Below are 16,416 nucleotides of genomic sequence, written 5' to 3' on the forward strand. Positions count from 1 at the left end.
CATCAGAACGTCTGGCCAAGGCCGAGGGCGAGGTGTTCGACGATCGGGCCAACGGCGAGTGCCGGAAAGAAGGTGAGACCTCCGACGATCAGGATGACTCCGACCAGGAGCCCAACGAAAAGCGGGCTGTGCGTCGGGAACGTTCCGGCGGATTCAGGAACCGTCTTCTTTGTCACGAGCGAACCTGCGATCGCCAATGCGGGAATGATGACAAAGAAGCGGCCGACCCACATGCCGATGCCAAGTGTGACGTTGTACCAGGGCGTATTGCCGGTGAGACCGCCGAAAGCCGAGCCGTTGTTGGCGGCCGCCGAGGTATAGGCATAGAGGATCTCGGAAAACCCGTGCGGACCGGCATTTGCGACCGAGGCGACGGCCGAAGGCAGGACGCTGGCGGCGGCGGTGAAACCGAGCATGGCGAGCGGCAGGCACAGAACGGCGAGCATCGCCATCTTGACTTCCTTGGCCTCGATCTTCTTGCCGAGATATTCGGGCGTGCGTCCAACCATCAGGCCGGCAATGAAGACGGCGATTATGACGTAGAGCAGGATACCGTAAAGCCCGGCGCCGACGCCGCCGATGACAAGTTCGCCAAGCATCATGTTGATGAGCGGCACCATGCCGCTGATCGCCATGAAGCTGTCGTGCATCGCATTGACCGCGCCGCAGGAAGCGGCCGTCGTTATCACGGCAAAGAGCGCCGAAAGGACGATGCCGAACCGCGCCTCCTTGCCTTCCATGTTGCCGCCGTCGATGCCGAGCGCGTGAACGAGCGGGTTGCCGGCGGCTTCGCCCCAGTAGCAAATGACGACGCCGACGAGGAAAAGAACGCCCATCGCTGCGAAGATCGCCCAGCCCTGCCGCTGATTGCCGACCATACGGCCGAACACATTGGTGAGCGCCGCGCCGATGGCAAAGATCGTCACCATCTGGATGAGGTTCGAGATGGCATCGGGGTTTTCGAAGGGGTGCGCGGAATTGACGTTGAAGAACCCGCCGCCATTGGTGCCGAGCATCTTGATGGCAAGCTGCGTCGCAACAGGTCCGACTGCAATCGTCTGCTTCGCGCCTTCGAGCGTCGTCGCGTCGATATAGCTTCCAAGGGTCTGGGGCACGCCGAGATAGACGTAAACCAGCGTCAGCACCACGCAGAGCGGCAGGAGCACGTAGAGCGTGCTGCGCGTCATGTCGACCCAGAAATTGCCGACGGTCTTGCCGGACGCTCGGGCAAAGCCGCGGAGAAGCGCGATGGCGATAGCGATGCCGGTGGCCGCTGAAACGAAGTTCTGCACGGTAAAGCCGGCCATCTGCACGAGATAGGACATCGTGCTCTCGCCGCCATAGTTCTGCCAATTGGTATTTGTGACGAAGCTGACTGCGGTGTTGAAAGCGAGCCCCGGTTCCGTTGCGCCCATGCCGGCGGGGTTGAGCGGCAACACGCCCTGCAGGCGCTGCAAGGCATAAAGCAGGGCGAAACCAGCAATATTGAAGAGCAGAAGCGCGACCGCATAGGTCAGCCAGTGCTGCTCCTCGCGCTCATTCGTGCCGGCGAGGCGGTAAAGGCCTCGCTCAATAGGCACCAGGACAGGCGAAAGCAGTGTTCGCTCGCCGCTAAAAACGCGCGTCATATAACCGCCGAGCGGTTTGACGAGCACAATGATGATCCCGCAAAAGACGAGAATCTGTATCCAGCCGTTGATAGTCATGAATTCAGCTTTCCAAGCCTCAGAAGCGCTCTGGGCGAACGAGGGCGTAGGTGAGATAGGCGAGCAGGAAGAGGGTCACCGCGCCGCCGAGAATATAGTCGAGGGTCATCTCGCGCTCCTCCAGTCAAAGACTGTCGCAGGCTTTGGTATAAGCCAGCGAGAGGACGATCAGCACCACGCCGACCCCGAGAAAGATCAAATCCATCGCAGATACTCCTTGTTATCCATGGACCCGATCAAAGCGGTCAACCCATGGATAAGGTTATAAAATCTCAATCAGAGACGGCCCCGGCAACTATTGCCGGAGCTCTCCTGATGGCGCGGAGTATGACTCTTTACGAAATAGGAATTCGAGACGGCGTCAGCCGCAAACGCATAAGGATTCCATAAGGAACGCCGGGCACAAGGGGCCAGCACCGGGCGACCAGTACAGTTCCAGAACTTGCGGTAGTGCCGATGGGGGATCAAACTCCGCATTGAAGGGCAGGAATGCGCTTCCCGCCCAACGGAGGACTGATCATGAACGATTTGGGCTTATCTACCCTGGAATCCGGTAAGAAGAACATCAGTGCCAGTGCAGTCGAAGCGCTCGCCGCACAAATGCGCGGGAGCCTTATTGGCGAAAAGCACGCTTCCTATGACGAGGCACGGTCGATCTGGAATGGCATGATCGACCGGAGGCCCGGCCTCATCATTCGTTGTGCCGATGCACACGACGTCGTCAATGCGGTGCGTTTTGCGCGGGGTGACGGTTTACTCGTTTCCGTCCGCGGCGGCGGGCACAACATAGCCGGCAGCGCCGTTTGCGACGGCGGCGTGGTGATTGACCTGTCGCAGATGAAATTCGTGCAGGTCGATGCTGCGGCGAAGCTTGCGCGAATCGAACCGGGCGCCACATTGGCCGATGTCGATCGAGAAACCCAGGCCTTCGGATTGGCTGTTCCCACCGGCATCAACTCCACCACCGGTATTGCCGGGCTGACACTCGGCGGCGGTTTTGGCTGGATCACCCGCAAGTTCGGCCTGACGATCGACAATCTCCTTTCGGCCGACGTTGTAACGGCTGATGGCGAACTTGTGCATGCGAGCGAGGCCGAGCACCCCGACCTTTTCTGGGCCCTGCGCGGCGGCGGCGGAAACTTCGGCATCGTTACCGCCTTCGAGTTTCAATTGAACAAGGTCGGACCCGACGTCCTCGCCGGACTCGTCGTGCATCCTTTCGCCGATGCCGAAGCCGTCCTCAAGGAATACCGGGCCGCGCTCGAAACGGCGCCGGATGAACTCACCTGCTGGACCGTCATGCGGCAGGCGCCCCCGTTGCCGTTTCTTTCCGCCGAATGGCACGGCAAGGAGGTGCTTATACTCGCCATGTGCTATTGCGGCGCAGTGCAAGACGGCGAACAGGCGACAAAGCGGCTGCGCTCGATCGGCAAGCCGATCGCCGATGTCGTCGGCCCGGCGCCCTTTGCCGGTTGGCAACAGGCTTTCGATCCACTGCTTGCGCCGGGCGCGCGCAACTATTGGAAGAGCCACGACCTTGCCGAACTGTCGGATGCTTCGATCAAAGTCTTGACCGAAGCCGTGCGAAATCTTCCGGGTCCCGAGTGTGAGATCTTCACCGCCCATGTTGGCGGAGCCGCTGGCCGCGTCCCCCTTGAGGCAACAGCGTTTCCGCAACGCAACTCGCACTTCGTGATGAACGTCCATGCGCGCTGGCAAACACCGGAAATGGACAAGGCGTGTATCGGATGGGCGCGTGGCCTCTATGACGCCATGAGGCCGCATGCGACTGGAACGGCCTATATCAACTTCATGCCCGGCGATGAAGTTGACCGTGTCGAGGAAGCTTATGGCAGCAACTACAAACGGCTCGCCGCGCTCAAACACCGCTACGATCCGCAAAATCTCTTCCGGATGAACCAGAACGTGAAGCCGAAGGCGAGTTAGGCTGTCAGTAGTAAAGGGCGAAAGACGGCCGCACTACCGTCTTTCGCAACTATGCTATGTTGAGACATCCGAACCAGGGAGACCAATCATGGATGCTGCTCAACTGCGCGCAATCCAGGCGCCCATCAAGGATCGCTACCGCACAAACCCCGAGGACGCTTTCATCACGCTTAAAGCGCAAGGGAGCATCGACGACCAGAACATAGCCTGCAAGGTGGAAACAGGGCGGGCGCTCGCCGTCGCGGGGCTGCACACGGCCACTGGCGGCAGCGGCATGGAGGTTTGCTCAGGCGACATGTTGCTTGAAGCCCTCGTGGCCTGCGCCGGCGTAACTCTCAAGGCCGTGGCCACGGCTCTTGAAATTCCCTTGAAATCCGGCAGTGTCGCGGCAGAAGGCGACCTCGACTTCCGTGGCACGCTCGGTGTTGAAAGGGACGCGCCTGTCGGCTTCAAGCAAATCCGTCTCGTCTTCGATCTCGACACCGATGCGCCGCAAGACAAGCTGGATCAATTGCTGAAGCTCACCGAACGCTATTGCGTGGTGTACCAGACCGTTCGCAATGGACCGGCGGTTGAGATCACGCTCCGGCATAGCCAAGGTTGAGCGGCACCCTCGCCTGCCAACAATCTGCTGGTGCACTTTGAACCAAGACATGTCAAACTCTCGGCGTAGCAGTCTATGGGGGAGAGACGAACATGCGTGGTGCAGGTGCACTCATTCTGTTAGCGACATTTGCAATGGCCGGATGTCAGTCGACAACTGGCGACGATGCGAACGCAGTTCCCGCATCAACCCTGCCGCCCGGCATGGCCGCAACCGCGACAGTGGGAGGTGGTGGTGCGCCTACAGACCTTGCCGATCTCGTCAACAAGCCCGCAAAGTCAGCCGCAAGCCAGATGACGGCACGTGGCTACGCCTCCGTGAGCTTCCAGGACAATACGGCTTACTGGTGGAACGCGAGGACCCAAGTCTGCGCCAGCGTCGTCACCGCCAACGGCAAATTCCAGTCGATAGGAACGGCGACAGCCCGCTTCTGCGGTCAGTAAATCCGTCTCCATTTTGCGTCGATCGTCGCCATGGGAAACAGGTTGACGCAAGCGCGGACCTGTAGAAGTGGACGCGGCAAAGCGAGGCATTGCCGATCACAAAAGGCAGGCGCAGAGTGGCGACTCGCCAATCCAGAGATGCGGTAACAGTCATGGAAGAATGGGATCCGGTAGTCGTCAAAATGCTCAGCATTTTCATGCCGACTGCCTTTGAAGGGCGAGCGTCGATCAAACGACATTCGCGCTTTGTGCACTATACGACCGCAGCAAACCTCTTCCGCATTCTCGACAGGCAGCAAGTCTGGTTTCGAAATGCGAGGTGCATGAATGACGACGGTGACACGGAATACGCGGCCGCAAAGGTTCAGGAATGGCTGAACGATAGCAGCCGCACCGCGCAACTCGCGCAGACGCTCGAATTCTGCATGCCCGGCATCTGGCAGGACGGGGTAAAGAAATTCGAGCTGTGGCTGCCGCGATTGCGCAACGAGACCTATGTCTTGTCCGTTGCCGAGCACGATCTCGAAGAGCACTCGACCGGTCGGCTATCGCTGTGGCGGGCCTTCGACGACGAGGAAGTCGCCGTTGCCGCCGTCGTGAACGTCGCGCCATTCATACAAATGACCGATGCACTGCAGGCATATCCCGGCCCGGTGACCTACTGGACCAACAAGCAGTTTGACGACGAGTTCAAACTTGTGGCCCACCGTGTCGCTTCCAACCGGGATTTTCTGGCAAAGCTCAGCAAGGGTGCGCTCACGGAAGTCGTGTTCCTAATGCTGCTTTTCGCAGTGACTTGCTGGAAGCATCCGGGCCTGCGTGATGAGCGCGAATGGCGCGTTCTGACCAATCCCTTGCTCTGGCCTTCAAAACGGCTCTTCAAGACGCACGAGGTTATCGACCGAATCCCGCAGCCCGTCTACGCGTTGCCGCTGAAGAATGACCCGGGCAACCATTTGACCGGCATCGAACTGCCCGAACTAATCGACCGCATCATTATCGGACCAACGGATCAGGCAGGCCCCATCAGGGATGCGATCATTGCGAAACTGGCTGAGATTGGCGTGAATGACCCGGATTCGAAGGTTGTTGCCTCCGGCCTGCCATTGCGCACCAGCAGATTGGGCTGATCAGTGCAGGAGGGTCGGCCTCGGCCTGCCAACTTACCCTTGGCTTCTCCCAAGGAGCCGGGAGACCCGCACTTCGACCGAAATAGCCACATCCTCACGACGTGCAAGCGCGAGGTCATCGATGACTTCCATCATGGCTGAAAGAATTTCGTCACGATGCCAGCCGGCATCGCACGCCCTGCCGACGAGTTCAATCACCTCGTCCTCAATCGCCAACTGACACTGATGAAATCGCGCTGGATGGGTGCGCGGGCGTTGCGGCCTTTCGATGGTCATCGTCAGTTCCCCCCAAAGTTTAACAGCACGCGTTCCAGCATGAGCAGCGCATCGCCGGGAAGTGCCTCTTTGGGTTTTAACGTAGCGCGCACCCACGCGTCTATCCATATGCGATTTTATTCGTCGCATCACGATTCAGTCAACGCGCCGAAGCGGCGTTGCCGAGTGAGGTTTTTGGGCGCCAGAGCTAATTTGCTCCAGTTTCGCGCAATGTCTGACCGGACCCTGTTCGGGACTATCGAACAATCTGAAATGTCACGGCGCAGCAAAACGCCGCGCCGTGACAATGGATTTATTCGGCTGCGGCGAGCCGCTGCTCGATTTCAACCGGAACCGAAGCGATCGTCTTGAGGATCTGCGAAGCGATCTCGTAGGGGTTGCCCTGGGAATTCGGACGGCGATCTTCCAGATAACCGCGGTAGCCGCTGTTGACGAAGCTGTGCGGAACGCGGATCGAGGCACCACGGTCGGCAATGCCGTAGCTGAACGTGTGGATCGACTGAGTTTCGTGCTTGCCCGTCAGGCGCATGTGGTTGTCCGGGCCATAGACGGCGATGTGATCGGCGCGCGCCGATTCAAATGCTGCCATCAGGTCCTCGAAATACTCCTTGCCGCCAACTTCGCGCATGTAGGTGGTCGAGAAGTTGGCATGCATGCCCGAGCCGTTCCAGTCCGTATCGCCGAGCGGCTTGCAGTGCCATTCGATGTCGATTCCATACTTTTCGGTCAGGCGGAGCATCAGGTAACGTGCGAGCCAGACTTCGTCGGCAGCCTTCCTGGAGCCCTTTCCGAAAATCTGGAATTCCCACTGGCCCTTGGCGACTTCGGCGTTGATGCCTTCATGATTGATGCCGGCAGCAAGGCACACGTCGAGGTGTTCTTCAACGATCTTGCGGGCGACGTCGCCGACATTGCTATAACCAACGCCTGTATAGTACGGCCCTTGCGGCGCCGGGTAACCGGCTTCCGGGAAACCGAGCGGACGACCGTTTTTGTAGAAGAAGTATTCCTGTTCGAAGCCGAACCAGGCGCCGTCATCGTCAAGGACGGTTGCGCGCTTATTGGAAACGTGCGGTGTGACGCCATCTGGCATCATGACTTCGCACATGACGAGAACGCCGTTCGTGCGCTCCGGATCCGGATAAACGGCAACCGGCTTCAACACGCAATCCGAGCTGCGGCCTTCGGCCTGATTGGTGGAGCTGCCATCGAAGCCCCAGAGAGGAAGCTGTTCAAGCGTGGGGAATTCCGCGAATTCCTTTATCTGCGTCTTGCCGCGAAGATTCTGTACCGGTTCGTGACCGTCGAGCCAGATGTACTCGAGCTTGTATTTTGTCATTTTGCGTTCTCTCACACGTAATTTGCCTAGTGATCCTGCCGCAAGCGTCTCGTTGATTTGGGCGCGACTTGCTGGATGATTTCATTAAAGCAATTTGTGTGCCAACTGACGCGATGGGTGTGGGGCGCCGGGCAAAATCGAGGAATCGCCGGTTTCGTGAACGGCTCACGCCCGCCGACGACCCGATGCCCTTTCGTCGATGACATATATATCGGCCTACGCTCAAAAATTCGACACGTAAGGGCGTCGATTTGCCTATGTTTTGAGCAGGTTGGGGGGGCGTTACTCTGCTGCCTCGGGAACATGGGCGCTACGCGACAGCCGCTTTGCGGCCTTGCCGAGAAGCCGCGACAGGTCTTCCATATAGAGGAAGATCACCGGCGTGATGAACAGCGTAAGTATCTGGGAAACGATGAGGCCGCCGACAACCGCGACACCGAGCGGCTGACGCAACTCGGAACTTGCGCCTGCACCAATCGCGATTGGAATTGTGCCCATCAATGCAGCAAGCGTCGTCATCATGATAGGCCGGAAACGGACAAGGCACGCTTGGCGGATGGCATCAAGCGACGTTTCGCCCGCCCTTTGCCGGACCAGCGCGAAGTCGATCATCATGATGGCGTTTTTCTTGACGATACCGATCAGCATCAGGATGCCGATGATGGCGATGACGCTGAGGTCGTAGCCGAAGAGCTCGAGTGTGGCCAGCGCGCCTGCGGCAGCAGCGGGCAGTCCGGTCAGGATGGTCAGCGGGTGAACGAAGCTCTCGTAGAGAATTCCAAGCACAATGTAGATCGTCAAAATCGCCGCGCCGACAAGCAAGCCCTGATTTGCCAGCGATTGCTCGAATACCTGGGCCGTTCCCGTGAAGGTGGAGGTTATCGTCGTTGGCACGCCGAGCTGCGTCTTCAGCGTGTCGAGTTCCTGTATCGCCTGACCGAGCGACACGCCCTGCGGCAGGTTGAACGAGATCGTGACTGCGGGGAGCTGGCCGAGCTGGTTGACTGCAAGGAGACCCGTGGTGCGCTCCACCCGGGCGAAGGCAGAAAGCGGAATGAGCTTGTTGGTCGTGGTCGAGCGGATCTGCATCTGGTCGAGCTTGTCGGCTGTCCACGGAATATCGGGGTCAAGCTCGACGATGACCTCGTAGCTGTCGCCTGTGGCGAAGATGGTCGATGCCTGGTTCGTGCCGAACGCGTAATAAAGCGTATTACGAAGCTGGTCCGAATTGATGCCGAGCAATTGCGCCTTGTCGTGATCGATGACGAGGTTGGCCTGTAGGGCATTGTTCTGCAGATTGCTCGACACATCCACGAATGTCTGCCGCTCCTGCTGCATGGCGAGCAGCATTTTTTGCGACCAGGGATAGAGATCCGTCGAACTGACACTCTGCAGTACATATTGATACTGTGCATTCGAGGATACGCCGCCGATACGCAGGTTCTGAACGGCGACGGGATAGCTGGTAATGCCCGGAATTTTTGCCAGCGTCTGCCGCAGGTCACGCAGAAGTTCTTCCAACGGCATCCGTTCGGACTTCGGCTTCAGCTCCACGAACAGCCGCCCTTGATTGAGGCTTGCGGAGTTGAAACCGCCGCCTACGCTGGAAACCACATGGGCAACATAGGGACGGCCGGATACGGCACTCGCCACCTGCTTTTGCAGTGCCACCATCGCATCATAAGAGATGTCCTGCCGCGCTTCCGTCGAGATGGATAGTTGTCCGATATCTTCGGTCGGAAGGAAGCCCTTGTTGATCGTCGAAAAGAGGTAGACCGTGGCGACAACGGTCAGAAGGAAAACGACAAGGATGACTGGACGGGCACGCAGGCAAATGTCGAGCAGGCGCCCATAACCTCCCTGAACAGCGTCGAATATGCGTTCGGTCAGGGGTGGCTTCTTCTTTTCCGTCTCGTTCTGGTGGCCGCGCAATTGACTGCAGAGCATCGGCGTCAGCGTGAGCGATATAAGAGCCGAGGCGCAGATCGCAACGGTGACGACGACCGCGAATTCATTGAATATGCGTCCGACGACGCCGCCCATCAAAAGGATGGGAATGAACACCGCCACCAGCGAAGTGGTGATTGAAATAATGGTAAAGCCGATCTCCTCGCTGCCCTTCAGCGCCGCTTCGAATGGGGGCATCCCCTCTTCGATATGCCGGGTTATGTTTTCGAGCATGACGATGGCGTCGTCGACGACGAGACCCACCGAAAGTGTCAGACCCAGAAGCGAAATATTGTCGATGGAAAAGCCGAGGACATACATCGCCCCGAGCGTGGCGATAAGCGACAGGGGAACCGCGACGACGGGAATCAGCGTAGCGGAGAGCCGGCGCAAGAAGACGAAGATCACCAATATAACAAGGGCAATCGTCAGAAGCAGGGTGAACTGCACATCGGAGACGGCCTGGCGGATGGATGCCGAACGATCGTTGACGATATGAATGCTGGCCGATGGGCCGAGATCCTTTTCGAACTGCGGCAGGATTTCGCGCACGCGGTCCACCACGTCTACCGTATTGGCGCCGGGCTGCCGGAACACGGCCAGCACTAGCGATGGCTTGCCGTCATAGCGGCTCTCGGTCTGGGTCGTCGCGACCGAATCGATGACGCGCGCTACATCGCCGAGCCGCACCATCTTTCCGTTGGGCGCGGCAACGATGATCTGACGGAAAGTATCAGCGTTTTCCGCCTGGGTATTGGCCTGGATCGCCATCTGCTGCGTCGGGCTCGATATGGTGCCGACCGGAGCAATCGAGTTCTTCGCCGCCACCGCGGTGGTCAATTCGTCGAGGCCGATGCCGCGCGCCGTTGCCGCATTGGGATCGACTTCGACGCGCACCGCATATTGCTTGGTACCCAGAACCTGGACTTCGCCAACACCGCTGATCGTCGAGAAAGCCGGCGACATGACATTTTCGGCGTAGTCGTCGAGCTTCGAGAGCTGCATCGTGTCGCTCTGCAACGCAACGAGAACCACCGGTGCATCGGCGGGATTGGTCTTCCGGTAGCTCGGCGGGGTCGTCATATTCGGCGGCAGGCGGCGGAGCGTACTGGCGATCGCCGCTTCGACATCGGCTGCGGCCTGGTCGATGTCGCGGTTGAGATCGAATTCGAGCGTGATCTGGGTCGAGCCGAGCGTGCTTGTCGAACTGATCGTCGAAATGGCCTGGATTGTTGAAAACTGCTTGATAAGCGGCGTTGCGACCGCATTGGCCATCGTATCGGGCGATGCACCGGGGAGCTTCGCCGAAACCGTTACGATGGGAAAATCGACCTGCGGCAGGGCCGCAACCGGCAGGAACTTATAGGCAAATATCCCCGAAGCTGCGAGTGCGACGGACAATAGTATCGTCGCAATCGGCCGCCGGATGAAGAGTGCAGAAAGATTCATTGGGCGGCCTCGACGCTCAGCGCCTTGTTGTCACTGCCAGGGTCTGGCACGGGGGCTGCTTGCGCCTCCTTCGTCGTCGTTTGCACAGTCGCCCCGTCCTGGAGGTGCAATTGGCCGTCAACCACGACCTGATCGCCGGGCTGGATGCCCGATGCGATGACAGCGGTTTCGCCGACGGTATTGGCGAGCGTCACGTTCTGCATAGCCACTTTCTTGTCGGGATGGACAAGGAAGACAAATGAGCCGCTATTGCCCTGCTGCACGGCGATAAGGGGAACAGTCGTCGCATCCTTCTGCAGACTGAGATCGACAACGGTTTTCACATATTGCCCGGGCCAAAGCGCTCCATCCTCATTGGCAATATCGGCCTTGAGGACGATGGTGCCGGAGGCGGTGTCGACGCTGGAATCGATGAAGTTGAGCGTCCCGGTCGCGATAACATCATTGCTGCCCGGAAGCTTTATCTGGACGGACGCCGGATGACTGGCGACCGCCGCCCGCAACGCCGGCAAATCGCTTTCGGCAAGCGTGAACGCGACGCGCAGCGGAGCCATGCGGGTGATCGTCAAAAGGTTCGTCGTATCGGCGGTGCGTACCAGATTGCCGACGGAGGTATTGACGACCCCGACGCGGCCGTCGATCGGAGCCTTGATCGTCGTATAAGAAAGTTGGACCTGATCCGCCGCGATTTGCGCCTTGTCCATATCGATCGTCGCCTCGATGACCTTTACCGCGGCATCCGCCTGATAGGCCTGCTGGTCCGTACCCACACGTTGCTTGGCAAGATCCTGCGCGCCCGAAAGATCGAGTTTCGCCGACACGAGGCTGGCTTCATCCTTCGCAAGCAAGGACTGGTCCTTGGCAAGCGTTGCATTGAGCGCTCGATCGTCCAGTTTGAAAAGCACGTCGCCGGCTTTGATCATCTGGCCATCGATGACGTGCTTTTCGACCACGACGCCGTCAATCTGCGGGCGAACCGCGACGGTCTCGATGGGCTCGATCGACCCGACGACCGTTTTCGTTACCGGAACGTCCTCTTTCTTCGCCTCTGCAACCACGACGAGTGGCACGATGGCATTGCGCTTCTTTGTCTGCGCCTGTGCATTGCCCCCGCTTGCGGAGAGCGAGCCTGTCGGCATTGCGCCCTTGTCCGGTGCAGAGGCACGAAGCGAGAGTTCGGGATAGGCGAGAAAATAGCCGACGCCGATCATGACCGGAATGGCGATCACAAGGCCTATACGCTTCATGAGGTGTTCTCTTTCTCGAACTCTATCGAACATGTCAGAACTACCCCTCCGGCAGCCCATTACAAATTATAGTTTTGTAATATTCATAAGGTGCACGGCTTCGTTTCACGTCCCACCTATAGGCGGCAATTGGGTTTTTCGCGGGGCGCGGGCCAGCCATCAACTGTCGGTCACGCAATTGTTACGATTTAACCCAGGTTGCGAAGGGTTGGATGAACCTGCGACGTCGACGGTGCCCGCAGGCGAAAAACGCTTCACTGAATTTTTCGCTTGTCACGGGACTGTTATAAAAAGACAGTACAAGGAAAATAATTGCGCAGCTGTGCAATACGGGGAAGAAAATGACCAGGCAGGCTTTTCTCAAGGTAGAGAATCTCAGTGTAGGCTATGGCGGGACAACCGTGCTGACCGATCTTGACCTTTCGATCGGCAAGGGCGAATTCGTGGCGCTTCTCGGCTCGTCCGGCTGCGGGAAGACAACACTCTTAAGAACAATCGCCGGCTTTGCCAAACCCTCGGCCGGAGCAGTCTCGGTCGCCGGACGCGACGTAACGCAATTGCCTCCGGACAAACGCGGCATGGCTCTCGTCTTTCAATCCTACGCGCTGTGGCCGCACATGACGGTCGCGCAGAACATCGGCTACGGACTGAAGCTGCAGGGGCGCTCGCGTGGTGAGATCGAAAAGCGGGTGACCGAAATGCAGGCGCTGCTTGGCCTTGGCGGCCTTGGCAGTCGCAAACCCGGCCAGCTTTCAGGCGGCCAACGCCAGCGCGTGGCGCTTGGCCGGGCACTGGCGATCGATCCCGAAATCCTGCTCCTCGATGAGCCCTTGTCAAACCTCGATGCGCGGATCCGGCTGACAGTGCGCCATGAAATTCGCTCGCTGCAGAAGCGGCTCGGCATCACCGCCATTCATGTCACCCATGATCGAGAAGAGGCCATGGTAATGGCCGATCGCATCGTCATCATGAACGCGGGGCGCATCGAACAGCAGGGAACGCCGGAAGACGTCTACAACAGGCCGGCTTCACCCTTCGTTGCCGCCTTCATGGGCGCCGAAAACCTTCTGACAATGCAGGCAAGGGTGAGCGGCGAACATATCGAGCTGATGGAGAGCGCGATGAGCCCACCGACCGTGACAGGACGTGGCGGCCGGGACGTCACAAGCGGGCCGGTTGAACTGCGTTTTCGCGCCGAGGCCGCGAGCCTCGTCCGCAACGGCGAGAAGACGACGCCTGCAGCTGGCGCCCTCGAGTTGCGCGGCCAGGTGGCAAGCGTCACCTATCCCGGCGGACATTGGCGCCATGCCGTGCATCTCGGCAACCAGGAGATTCTCGTCGACGCCGACCGGCCCTTCGATCAGGGCGAAACAGTGAAGGTACATGTGCCGGAGAGTTCGCTCTTCATCTTCAACGCGTGATGGAGTTCGCACGGAGTTATGGCGCCCTACCTAAGTGCGCCAGGGAATAGAGTTGATAACCAAATCTTGCTCAGGGAGTTACGGAATGAAACATCTTCTTCAAGCTTCGATCATCCTCGGCCTCGCCACAACACCGGCGGCCGCCGCGGATCTTACTGTCGTGACCGCAGGCGACCAGAACATGGTCGATTATGTGAATGATTACCTTGCTCCGCTCTTCGAGAAGGAAAATCCCGGCGCGAAGGTGCGCGTTGTCGGAACGGGCCCAGGCGATGCCGGTTCGCAGAAGATCGTCGAGCGCTTCGACGCGCAGGCGAAAGCCAACGCAGACAAGTGGGATGTGGACGTCGCTGTCGTCCACGAAAAATTCGCCGGACCCCTCGTCGCCGACGGCTACCTTGAAGCCTACAAATCCAAGATTCCGTCCGGTGAGATGGTGACGAGCGAAAAGGCGAAGCTTGCGCTCGGCGCCAATGTCGATGGCTATGTCATGCCCATGTTCTCGAGCCAGACCGCCATTGCCTACAATCCGGCCACGGTGCCCAATCCGCCGAAGAGCTATCAGGAGCTCGTAAGCTGGGCCAAGGAAAATCCGAAGCAGTTCGGCTATAACGGCATCAAGGGCGGCGCTTCTGGGGTCAGCTTCGTCATGGGCTGGATCTATGCTTTCGGCGATGGCGATGCGACAAAGCTGATGAACGGACCCTTCGAGGAAGCCGAAACCAAAAAGTGGGACAAGGCTTTCGCCAGCCTCAAGGATTTTACCACCAACGCGACGCTCACGCCTGGCAATGCCGGGACACTTGACATGCTGAGCCGCGGCGAAATCGCCATGGGTCCGGTCTGGGTCGATATGTTCTATTCGTGGAAAGCGGACGGCAAGCTTCCGCCGGAAATGAAACTGATCCTGCCTGCGCCGGGCATGCCAGGCCAGCCCATGCACTATGTCATTCCCGCGAAGAGCCCGAATACGGAACTCGCCGAGAAGTTCGTTGCACTGGCAACCAGCCCGAAAGTGCAGGCCGATGGAATCGTCAAGCGCTTCAACTGGTATCCGGGCATTGACGCGAAATTCGTGCAGCCGGAACTGGACAAGGCGAGCTGGGACAAGCTCTTCGTCGATATCACGCCTGATGACCTGGCCAGCAAGGGCAAGCCCTTCCCGATCGCGCCTTATAACAAGGCCATCCTCGAAGCCTATGAGAAGAACGTCGCCAACTGATAGCAACTGGGCCGCCGGCACCCCCGGCGGCCACTCCTCATCCGGACCAGTTCATGCCCAAACGTCTTCTAGCCCTCCTGCTCGTCCTGCCCGCCCTGGCGATGATCCTTCTGTTTTTCATCGTCCCGCTCGCGGCCTCCATCATCGGCGCGTTCGAGGTCGGCGACCGGTTCGGCCTGGATAATTTCGCCAAATCCTTCGATCTTTATTCGAGCGACATGATCTTTACGCTCGTCATCGTCGCGATTTCGACGGCCCTCATCGGCATCATTGCCATTGCCATTGGCGGCTACCTCACCCTCGGCGAAAATCCACGCGCCGTGGCGGTGCTGCGCTGGCTTTATCGCTGGCCCATGTTCATCCCGTTCATCGTCGTCGGCCAGGTCATGCGCACCTTTCTCGCCAAGAACGGGTTGATGAACAATGTCCTGATCAGTCTCGGCATACTGACACCTTTGCAAACAACAGGATTTCTGGACTGGCGCGGCATCGTTATCGCTTTCGTCTGGAAGCAGACCCCTTTCGTGACGCTCCTCCTTGCGGGCGCGATGGCCTCGCTCGACCGCAGCACCATCGAGGCGGCGCGCAATCTCGGTGCATCGCGCATGCGCATTCTCATAGAAATCGTGCTGCCGCAGGTTGCCGGCACACTGCTCGTCGGCCTGATCCTGTCATTCGTGACGATGATGTCGGTGCTTTCGGTGCCCTTGATGATAAACGCCCAGTCGCCGACCATGCTGACGGCGGATATTGCTTTCCGCATCAATGCCCATGGCGACTACGGCGTCGCCAACGCGCTCGGAATGATATCACTGTTGCTGACGGCCGGCGTTGCCCTCATTTATCTACGCCATTCGGTGAAGGAGCGGTCATGACGGCTCGCTTCGATCTCTGGTGGCTGCCGCGCGCCGTTGTTCTCGGCCTCATCGCCTTCATCATCTTCGGCCCCCTTACCAATCTCGTCCTCTGGACAGTCGCCGAAAAATGGTATTTCCCGCATATGCTCCCGCTCGAATATGGGTTCAGCTTCTGGCAACGGGTATTCTCGTCGCGCGGCAACGCCATGTCCTCGCTCGCGACCAGCATCCTTATCGCATCGCTCACCGTCCTCGTATCGCTGGTCCTTGCCATCCCGGCGGGCTATGCGCTGTCACGCCTTAAGCTGCCCTTCCGCGGGCTGATCCTGTTGGCATTCCTGATACCGCAGGCGTTTCCCAACCTGCCTGTTTATGTGAACATTGCCCGCTTCTTCTATGAGATCGGCCTCAACGGTACGATAACCGGCGTCGTGCTCGTCCATGTGACACATGGGCTGGTCTATGCGGTATGGATTGCAACGGCGGCCTTCGCAGCAGTTGACGTCGATCTTGAGGAGGCAGCGCGCTCGATCGGCGCCGGCCCTATGCGCGCGTTTCGCGATGTAACATTGCCGCTCGCGGCTCCCGGCCTCCTCGCCAGCGCCATCTTCGTGTTTCTGGAATCGCTCGACGAATTCACCGGCAGCTACTTCGTCGGCGCGCCGGATGTGAACACCCTGCCGTTGCTGCTCTATACGGCGGGCGCCGGCGGCAATTACCAGATTGCATCCATCACCGCTCTTCTGTTGCTCGTGCCGTCGATAGGCTTCATGCTGGTTGTGGAGCGATTCTTGCGGGCGGACGTACTATCCAAGGTCGGACATTAGA

The 16,416-nt window shown here is 59.0% G+C and carries 14 protein-coding genes; 8 read left to right on the forward strand and 6 right to left on the reverse strand.

Translation table 11 applies throughout. The annotated features are described in order from the left end of the window. Positions 1–2: 2 nt before the first annotated feature. Positions 3–1,706: a potassium-transporting ATPase subunit KdpA gene (kdpA, locus tag HQ945_RS16655; RefSeq protein WP_174208301.1), complete on the reverse strand. Its 1,704-nt coding sequence runs from the start codon at positions 1,704–1,706 to the stop codon at positions 3–5. A gap of 19 nt (positions 1,707–1,725) precedes the next feature. Beyond that, positions 1,726–1,815, reverse strand: a complete 90-nt coding sequence (locus tag HQ945_RS16660) for a K(+)-transporting ATPase subunit F (protein ID WP_081815899.1) — start codon at positions 1,813–1,815, stop codon at positions 1,726–1,728. Positions 1,816–2,225: 410 nt separating this feature from the next. Here HQ945_RS16660 and HQ945_RS16665 point away from each other — a divergent pair, with 410 nt between their 5' ends. The 4 genes from HQ945_RS16665 (at position 2,226) to HQ945_RS16680 (ending at position 5,830) form a co-directional block, all read left to right on the forward strand. Continuing rightward, positions 2,226–3,653, forward strand: coding sequence for an FAD-binding oxidoreductase (locus HQ945_RS16665; RefSeq protein WP_113281412.1), 1,428 nt, complete (start codon positions 2,226–2,228; stop codon positions 3,651–3,653). 88 nt (positions 3,654–3,741) lie between these two features. Next, positions 3,742–4,257: an OsmC family protein gene (locus tag HQ945_RS16670; protein WP_113281252.1), complete on the forward strand. Its 516-nt coding sequence runs from the start codon at positions 3,742–3,744 to the stop codon at positions 4,255–4,257. Between the two features lie 92 nt (positions 4,258–4,349). Further along, on the forward strand, positions 4,350–4,700 hold the full coding sequence (locus HQ945_RS16675; RefSeq protein ID WP_091950876.1) for a hypothetical protein: 351 nt from the start codon (positions 4,350–4,352) through the stop codon (positions 4,698–4,700). Between the two features lie 152 nt (positions 4,701–4,852). Continuing rightward, on the forward strand, positions 4,853–5,830 hold the full coding sequence (locus HQ945_RS16680; protein ID WP_113281253.1) for a hypothetical protein: 978 nt from the start codon (positions 4,853–4,855) through the stop codon (positions 5,828–5,830). Positions 5,831–5,863: 33 nt separating this feature from the next. On the opposite strand, the gene HQ945_RS16685 is transcribed toward HQ945_RS16680, so the two are convergent. From HQ945_RS16685 to HQ945_RS16700, 4 genes are all read right to left on the reverse strand, one after another. Then, positions 5,864–6,106, reverse strand: a complete 243-nt coding sequence (locus tag HQ945_RS16685) for a hypothetical protein (RefSeq protein ID WP_036814624.1) — start codon at positions 6,104–6,106, stop codon at positions 5,864–5,866. Between the two features lie 292 nt (positions 6,107–6,398). Continuing rightward, positions 6,399–7,445 (reverse strand): glutamine synthetase beta-grasp domain-containing protein, encoded by a 1,047-nt coding sequence (locus HQ945_RS16690; protein WP_091923162.1) that lies wholly within the window; start codon positions 7,443–7,445, stop codon positions 6,399–6,401. 282 nt (positions 7,446–7,727) lie between these two features. Then, positions 7,728–10,841, reverse strand: coding sequence for an efflux RND transporter permease subunit (locus HQ945_RS16695; RefSeq protein WP_174208302.1), 3,114 nt, complete (start codon positions 10,839–10,841; stop codon positions 7,728–7,730). Beyond that, positions 10,838–12,088 (reverse strand): efflux RND transporter periplasmic adaptor subunit, encoded by a 1,251-nt coding sequence (locus HQ945_RS16700; RefSeq protein WP_162737227.1) that lies wholly within the window; start codon positions 12,086–12,088, stop codon positions 10,838–10,840. The genes HQ945_RS16695 and HQ945_RS16700 overlap by 4 nt, the downstream gene beginning before the upstream one ends. 341 nt (positions 12,089–12,429) lie before the next feature. On the opposite strand from HQ945_RS16700, the gene HQ945_RS16705 reads away from it, so the two are divergent. The 4 genes from HQ945_RS16705 (at position 12,430) to HQ945_RS16720 (ending at position 16,415) form a co-directional block, all read left to right on the forward strand. After that, the gene (locus tag HQ945_RS16705; protein WP_113281256.1) at positions 12,430–13,509 is read left to right on the forward strand and encodes an ABC transporter ATP-binding protein; all 1,080 of its coding nucleotides are present in this window, start codon (positions 12,430–12,432) and stop codon (positions 13,507–13,509) included. Between the two features lie 85 nt (positions 13,510–13,594). Next, entirely contained in the window at positions 13,595–14,731 is a 1,137-nt protein-coding gene (locus HQ945_RS16710) for an ABC transporter substrate-binding protein (RefSeq protein WP_091923168.1), read from the forward strand. A gap of 53 nt (positions 14,732–14,784) precedes the next feature. Then, complete coding sequence (locus HQ945_RS16715; protein WP_113281257.1) at positions 14,785–15,606, forward strand: ABC transporter permease; 822 nt, start codon at positions 14,785–14,787, stop codon at positions 15,604–15,606. Further along, positions 15,603–16,415 carry an ABC transporter permease gene (locus tag HQ945_RS16720; RefSeq protein ID WP_113281258.1) on the forward strand — a complete coding sequence of 271 codons (813 nt, stop codon included), beginning with the start codon at positions 15,603–15,605 and terminating at the stop codon, positions 16,413–16,415. Before HQ945_RS16715 ends, HQ945_RS16720 begins: the two co-directional genes overlap by 4 nt. Position 16,416 lies beyond the last annotated feature (1 nt).

The organism is Phyllobacterium pellucidum, from assembly GCF_013327855.1.
Lineage (GTDB): Bacteria > Pseudomonadota > Alphaproteobacteria > Rhizobiales > Rhizobiaceae > Phyllobacterium > Phyllobacterium pellucidum.

What these genes read in the sequence shown, in the direction of transcription:
- kdpA (WP_174208301.1), bottom strand. Translation starts at nt 1,706, where the DNA reads ATGACTATCAACGGCTGGATACAGATTCTCGTCTTTTGCGGGATCATC.
- HQ945_RS16660 (WP_081815899.1), bottom strand. Translation starts at nt 1,815, where the DNA reads ATGACCCTCGACTATATTCTCGGCGGCGCGGTGACCCTCTTCCTGCTC.
- HQ945_RS16665 (WP_113281412.1), top strand. Translation starts at nt 2,226, where the DNA reads ATGAACGATTTGGGCTTATCTACCCTGGAATCCGGTAAGAAGAACATC.
- HQ945_RS16670 (WP_113281252.1), top strand. Translation starts at nt 3,742, where the DNA reads ATGGATGCTGCTCAACTGCGCGCAATCCAGGCGCCCATCAAGGATCGC.
- HQ945_RS16675 (WP_091950876.1), top strand. Translation starts at nt 4,350, where the DNA reads ATGCGTGGTGCAGGTGCACTCATTCTGTTAGCGACATTTGCAATGGCC.
- HQ945_RS16680 (WP_113281253.1), top strand. Translation starts at nt 4,853, where the DNA reads ATGGAAGAATGGGATCCGGTAGTCGTCAAAATGCTCAGCATTTTCATG.
- HQ945_RS16685 (WP_036814624.1), bottom strand. Translation starts at nt 6,106, where the DNA reads ATGACCATCGAAAGGCCGCAACGCCCGCGCACCCATCCAGCGCGATTT.
- HQ945_RS16690 (WP_091923162.1), bottom strand. Translation starts at nt 7,445, where the DNA reads ATGACAAAATACAAGCTCGAGTACATCTGGCTCGACGGTCACGAACCG.
- HQ945_RS16695 (WP_174208302.1), bottom strand. Translation starts at nt 10,841, where the DNA reads ATGAATCTTTCTGCACTCTTCATCCGGCGGCCGATTGCGACGATACTA.
- HQ945_RS16700 (WP_162737227.1), bottom strand. Translation starts at nt 12,088, where the DNA reads ATGAAGCGTATAGGCCTTGTGATCGCCATTCCGGTCATGATCGGCGTC.
- HQ945_RS16705 (WP_113281256.1), top strand. Translation starts at nt 12,430, where the DNA reads ATGACCAGGCAGGCTTTTCTCAAGGTAGAGAATCTCAGTGTAGGCTAT.
- HQ945_RS16710 (WP_091923168.1), top strand. Translation starts at nt 13,595, where the DNA reads ATGAAACATCTTCTTCAAGCTTCGATCATCCTCGGCCTCGCCACAACA.
- HQ945_RS16715 (WP_113281257.1), top strand. Translation starts at nt 14,785, where the DNA reads ATGCCCAAACGTCTTCTAGCCCTCCTGCTCGTCCTGCCCGCCCTGGCG.
- HQ945_RS16720 (WP_113281258.1), top strand. Translation starts at nt 15,603, where the DNA reads ATGACGGCTCGCTTCGATCTCTGGTGGCTGCCGCGCGCCGTTGTTCTC.